This window comes from Vibrio sp. 10N.261.55.A7 (genome assembly GCF_002877365.1).
Classification (GTDB): domain Bacteria; phylum Pseudomonadota; class Gammaproteobacteria; order Enterobacterales; family Vibrionaceae; genus Vibrio.
Genome location: NZ_MCWZ01000100.1, coordinates 1 through 5,082, shown reverse-complemented (window position 1 = coordinate 5,082; position 5,082 = coordinate 1). Strand labels below are relative to the sequence as shown.

Genomic DNA, 5,082 nt, shown 5'->3' with positions numbered 1-5,082 from the left:
GAAATACTAACAGAGTCAATTATTTGTCAACACTTTGCTTATCACCGTGACAGGTTACCAAACCGAGCATACAATTGCTGCGATTTTACTATTTTAAGAGAGGCGTTATGAAAAAGGCACTTATGGCTACCATGTCTTTGGTTCTAGGGTTCATTCTAGTCGGCTGTCAGTCATCCGAACAGAAAGTGGAAGGAACACATGTCGACTCTATCACTGGCTCTATACTCTACCGAGAACGCATCGCCTTGCCTGAAAATGCATTGGTCACAGTGAAATTGCAAGACATCTCTCTTGCCGATGCCCCCGCTGAAGTCATTGCGGTAAATCAGTTTGAAACTAACGGAGCGCAAGTGCCCTTTAACTTTGACCTTGCGTACGACACAAGGAAAATCAAGGCGAACCATCGCTACAGTGTGAGTGCTCGAATAGAAGTTGATGGCAAGTTACGGTTTATTAATGACACGGTATACCCTGTGATTAATGACCAAAATGACACAACGCACGTCGAGCTTCGATTAATCAGCGTTGGTGGCTAATCCAGCCGATTGGATGTGGGAGCCTTAGAAGCGAACATCGACGTGACTAAGGTTGCCATTGATATACCCTCATTTTTACCTTCCCACTCTCACTGACTTCAACCCCATCTTCTTTTAGCTTCTCTGCTTGCCGTTGTAATGAGTCTCCTTTTAAAGAGATTTGTCCCTGGCTATTCAATACTCGAAACCAAGGTAATTGCGTGTCTTTTGGCAGTCTCGAAAGCACTTTCCCCACATGTCTCGCATAACCAGGGTAGCCCGCCAACTTTGCGACAGCACCGTAACTTGTTACTTTTCCTTGTGGAATTTGGTGAATTACTGCAAAGATTTGAATTGAAAACTGATCCATACTGGCATTGTCCTAGAGTTGATTTACCACGGATAGGTATAAGGAGAGAGTATGATATTCTCAACATTTCAGTTCTTAATTACAACACTATTGGCCGCAGTTTGTGCTCGCGCGTTGAGTCTGAGTGATGGCGAAATCCCTCTTATTGCCTTAGTCATCCCAGCGCTTTGGATTCTTCCACAAGGCGGCGTTGCTGGGCTTATCTTATTGGCGGCGATGACCAGTTATGGATTAACACTCGCCAGTCAGCCATTTGCGCTGTCTGTCAGTGTCTGGATGCTCTTTCCCTTGCTGATGGTGGTCTTTTCTAAACGAAGTAGCTTAAGTGTCGTGCTGACGACCGCACTTATTGTGACGGCACTCCAAGTTGGCATCATGCTGACTCAATCGACTGGTAAGCTTGGTGGTAGCGCCATGATTACCTTAGTTCAACTGATTTCTGTCACGGTGATGTGGTGGGCAGCGAATCATTGGAAGCCTTCAAACAAACACAGTTGGTGGGCGCTCCTGTTCATTCTTCCTTTATGGATGGCCGATTTGTCTTATGCAGTACTCATTGCACTAAGTTTAACGGGGATAATTGCGTCGTTCGAAAGCTTGAACAAACTGAACAACTTTCGTTGGAATAAATTGCTGTGTTGGTCGCTGCCGACGGTTGGTTTTGCCGCTCTCGTTGTAACACCAAATGTTGACGTGCCTAAACCAGTGTTCGTTGTATGGATCTGCTTACTGGCAACCGCTTGGATGACGGACTATATCTTACGTAGCTCTGAGGAGTCTGAGACGTTATAAATAGACTAACGCCTTGAAAAATGTCTTAAATATGAATTCGCAAGATGAAGTGCATACTTTAGGCTCGATCTTGTTGCATAATTGTTGTAAACACTTACTGTTTTTACAATGTGCATATGGATTGGCGAAAAAGTGAAGAATAGCTTAGGTGTAGTACTACTCATTATCATGCAGTTTTTTCCCATTTCAGCTTATGCAATGGAAGAGGAAAGAGGCGAAACCTTCAAGGTTTCCACTGAAGCCGATGATATCGTCACTAGAGTATTATTTGACGCGATTGGTCAAGAATTTGGTTTAACCATTGAGTACATAGACCAACCAAGTTTTGATGCGATTCTCGATTCTGTTGAAAGCGGTGAAAGTGATTTTGCCGCTAACGTTACCTACACTGAAGCTCGCGCTCTTCGTTTTGATTATTCTGAGCCTACCAACATTGAATATACCTACCTATACAGTTATCAGCATATAGAACTCGATGACGCCTCTAAAATTGGCGTACCAGAAGGGACCATTTATTCAGAGCTCATCTCGGTAAATTATCCTGGCATCGAACTCATCTCTTATAATGGCCATGATGAGGCTTATCAGCTGCTTGAATCAGGGGAAGTCGAAGGCGTTATTGATGCCATCAACCAATTGAAACCACTATTGCTCAAAGGGCTGAATGCCCAATTGCTTAACGATCACCTTTCCATTCAACCTGTGTCCATTGTTACGCCAAAAGGTCGCCACTCAGAGTTATTGGCTCGTATCGTCGACTTTGCGCATTCTGCGCCGATGCAAAAACAGTTACGCGAATCTATTGAAAAATATCAGCTAGACATTCGAACTCAAGCCTTAAGAAACTCAGTGATTGACAGTGGTATTAATCACTCACGAATTCTGAGAGTGAAGCTTGAGAGCTTAACGCCTTACGCATTTTATACAGACGGTGGAGAGGTGCACGGAATCAGCGCGGATCTCATTAAAAGTAGTTGTGAAGTTCTGATGTTTAAATGCGAGGTTGTGAGTTCAGCTGGTGAAACATGGGCAAGTATGTATAGCGATTTGAAGGAGAAGAGAATAGACATTCTCGCTCCTATCGGAATTTCTGAGAGCAGAAAACCGCTAATGTATTACAGCGATAGTTACTATCAATCCAGTGCTATTCTAATTAAAAGAGAAGGGTACAAAGACAACGTATATAGGAATGTTTCTGAGCTTGTTATAGAAAGAGTAGGCGTGATAAAAAATGGCTTTGTTCATGAAATGTTTAGCCAGCTATTGCCCAATAAAGCGTTTGTTTTTTATGAGACCATGGATGAGAAGTTAGAAGGCTTGCTGAACAGCGAGGTTGACTACATCGTAATGAGTACGACGAACTTCAATCGAGAGCTGCTCAAAAGTAAGCACTTACTGCCAGTAGAGAAAGATGCGCTCATTGGAGATTTTTATACGGTAGATATCGCACTTGCGTTCCCTCGAAATGAATTAGGTGCACAGCTTGCTCCACTATTCAGTCAAGCGTTAAAAATGGTAGATACAAAAACAACATTAGCGAGATATGACTTACAGCCCGACTGGCGTTCAACATTGATTGCAGAAAAACGTTTTGCTAAACAAACTCAGTGGCTGTTTACCATTGGTATTGCCTTCATGGTTATAGTGAGCATGTACTTACATGTTCAATCCAACACAGACAACCTAACACGACTCAAAAATCGACGCGCGTTACATCGTAAGTATCACTCTGGGATTGGTGCCAACCAGACGTTAATCTATCTCGATGTGAACAACTTTAAAGCTATCAATGATACTTATGGCCATGAGGTTGGGGATGATGTTCTTGTGCATGTAGCTCAAAAAATCAGGAAAGTCTGGCGTGGTAGCTGTTATCGAATTGGGGGAGATGAATTCATTCTAGTGGGCGTAGTTAGACCTAAACATTTGCAGCCTACAATCAGCCAGTTATCCTCAGTGAGCTACCACAACATAAAACAGGATATTTCTCTTGATATCTCTGTCGCTATTGGGGTGTCCACCTCAAGAAATCGTTTCATGTCGTTAGAAAGCGCGATGGATGAAGCGGATAAGAAAATGTATTCCGACAAACAAAGTGATGGGCGAGAAGCATTTACTTTTAGCCAGCATAGGTAGGTATTTGCAGTAAGCGGATTCTTGCTGCTAGACCGAAATTGTTTAAGTGGTTAAAGCCTAAACACTTGATTCGGATGTGATGAAAATAACGCACATACGGCTTGCAATAGCATCATGTATGACTGATAATCCATCTCGCTCTTGGTTAACACTAAGAAAAAGAATCTATGGAGGCCCTGGTCCTCCCGCAACACTAACTCGTGAACTCGGTCAGGCCCGGAAGGGAGCAGCCGCAGCGGGCGACGTGTGTGCCGGGATGTGGCTGGGGTCTCCGCCCATTTGATGTTTGCAAAATAACTTAGCATAAATTGCAAAGTATTTAGCAAATTCGCACTATAAGTCAGCATAGTCTATATTTTGTTGTAGGTTTACAACGGAATGGCACGCCTGCTATGTATGACCAAACAAAAAAATCTTCTCACGTTCACAATATCTGCAAGTTTATGAGCTTGAAAAATGATGCTGTTGTTCGCACCCTCTCTATTTTAGAGTTCGATTTTTGTTTCCATCTCGAATATAACCCTGATGTTAAAGGGTACATATCTCAACCACACGGTTTTTATTACTACTTTAATGGTCGCAAGTGTCGTTATACGCCCGATTTCTTAGCCGATGATCATAAAGACCAGTCTACTCTTATTGAAATTAAGCACTCAAGCCAGATCTTAAAACCTAATTTTAGAGAACGATTCGCCGAAAAACAGCGGGCAGCACTAGAAGAGCAAGGAAAACGTCTTGTTTTGGTGACAGAAAAACAAATTCGCATTGACCCTATTTTTAGCAACCTCAAGCTATTACATCGTTATTCTGGTTTGCATACAGTCACAAAAGTTCAAAAGTCTGTTCTTGGCTTTATACAACGCAAACAAAAAGTGCAGTTACGCGAAGTATCTGAATACCTTGGACTATCTGAGCATGAGACGCTTATATCGACGCTCTGTTGGCTATCGTCAGGGAGAGTTAGAACAGATTTTAGAAGTTCTGATTTTGGTTTGAATAGCTACGTTTGGTGTTAGGTATGACGTCAGACTTTGATGACGTTTTTGGTTTTATTGATGAAATGGAAGCTTCTTCGCAAGAAGCTGAATTAGCAGCCCAAATACCTCGTGACTTATTTGAAGACGATGAATCGTATCTTCCTTCCATCGATACATATCCTGAAAAGACTCAACAAGAAGTATTACGTCGTCTTAAAGTCATTCAGTTTGCTGAAAAACGTCTAAAAGGAGGCTGGACAGAAAAAAATCTCGTACCAATTCTAGATATGGT

Annotated in this window: 5 protein-coding genes, 1 other RNA gene and 1 pseudogene; 6 read left to right on the top strand and 1 reads right to left on the bottom strand. The window is 42.4% G+C overall.

What is annotated here, in order from left to right; translation table 11 throughout:
- The first annotated feature begins 107 nt into the window (after positions 1 to 107).
- A complete protein-coding gene (locus BCU12_RS07235) occupies positions 108 to 536 on the top strand; it encodes a YbaY family lipoprotein (protein WP_102403673.1) in 429 nt (142 codons plus the stop codon).
- Between the two features lie 46 nt (positions 537 to 582).
- Here the strand turns inward: BCU12_RS07235 and BCU12_RS07230 are convergent, their stop codons facing one another.
- Positions 583 to 885, bottom strand: a complete 303-nt coding sequence (locus BCU12_RS07230) for an MGMT family protein (protein ID WP_102403672.1) — start codon at positions 883 to 885, stop codon at positions 583 to 585.
- 51 nt (positions 886 to 936) lie between these two features.
- Between BCU12_RS07230 and BCU12_RS07225 the strand changes: the two genes are divergently transcribed.
- The 5 genes and pseudogenes from BCU12_RS07225 to BCU12_RS07205 all read left to right on the top strand — a co-directional run.
- On the top strand, positions 937 to 1,677 hold the full coding sequence (locus BCU12_RS07225) for a hypothetical protein (RefSeq protein ID WP_102403671.1): 741 nt from the start codon (positions 937 to 939) through the stop codon (positions 1,675 to 1,677).
- Positions 1,678 to 1,809: 132 nt separating this feature from the next.
- Positions 1,810 to 3,813: a GGDEF domain-containing protein gene (locus BCU12_RS07220; protein WP_241909770.1), complete on the top strand. Its 2,004-nt coding sequence runs from the start codon at positions 1,810 to 1,812 to the stop codon at positions 3,811 to 3,813.
- A 174-nt stretch (positions 3,814 to 3,987) separates the two neighbouring features.
- Positions 3,988 to 4,084: signal recognition particle sRNA small type (ffs, locus tag BCU12_RS07215), an RNA gene on the top strand.
- A gap of 121 nt (positions 4,085 to 4,205) precedes the next feature.
- Entirely contained in the window at positions 4,206 to 4,829 is a 624-nt protein-coding gene (locus tag BCU12_RS07210) for a TnsA endonuclease N-terminal domain-containing protein (protein ID WP_102403670.1), read from the top strand.
- 2 nt (positions 4,830 to 4,831) lie between these two features.
- A pseudogene (locus BCU12_RS07205) lies at positions 4,832 to 5,082 on the top strand (transposase); the annotation flags it as partial.

Excerpts from the sequence above, each read along its gene's own strand:
- BCU12_RS07235 (WP_102403673.1), top strand. The coding sequence starts at position 108 with ATGAAAAAGGCACTTATGGCTACCATGTCTTTGGTTCTAGGGTTCATT.
- BCU12_RS07230 (WP_102403672.1), bottom strand. The coding sequence starts at position 885 with ATGGATCAGTTTTCAATTCAAATCTTTGCAGTAATTCACCAAATTCCA.
- BCU12_RS07225 (WP_102403671.1), top strand. The coding sequence starts at position 937 with ATGATATTCTCAACATTTCAGTTCTTAATTACAACACTATTGGCCGCA.
- BCU12_RS07210 (WP_102403670.1), top strand. The coding sequence starts at position 4,206 with ATGTATGACCAAACAAAAAAATCTTCTCACGTTCACAATATCTGCAAG.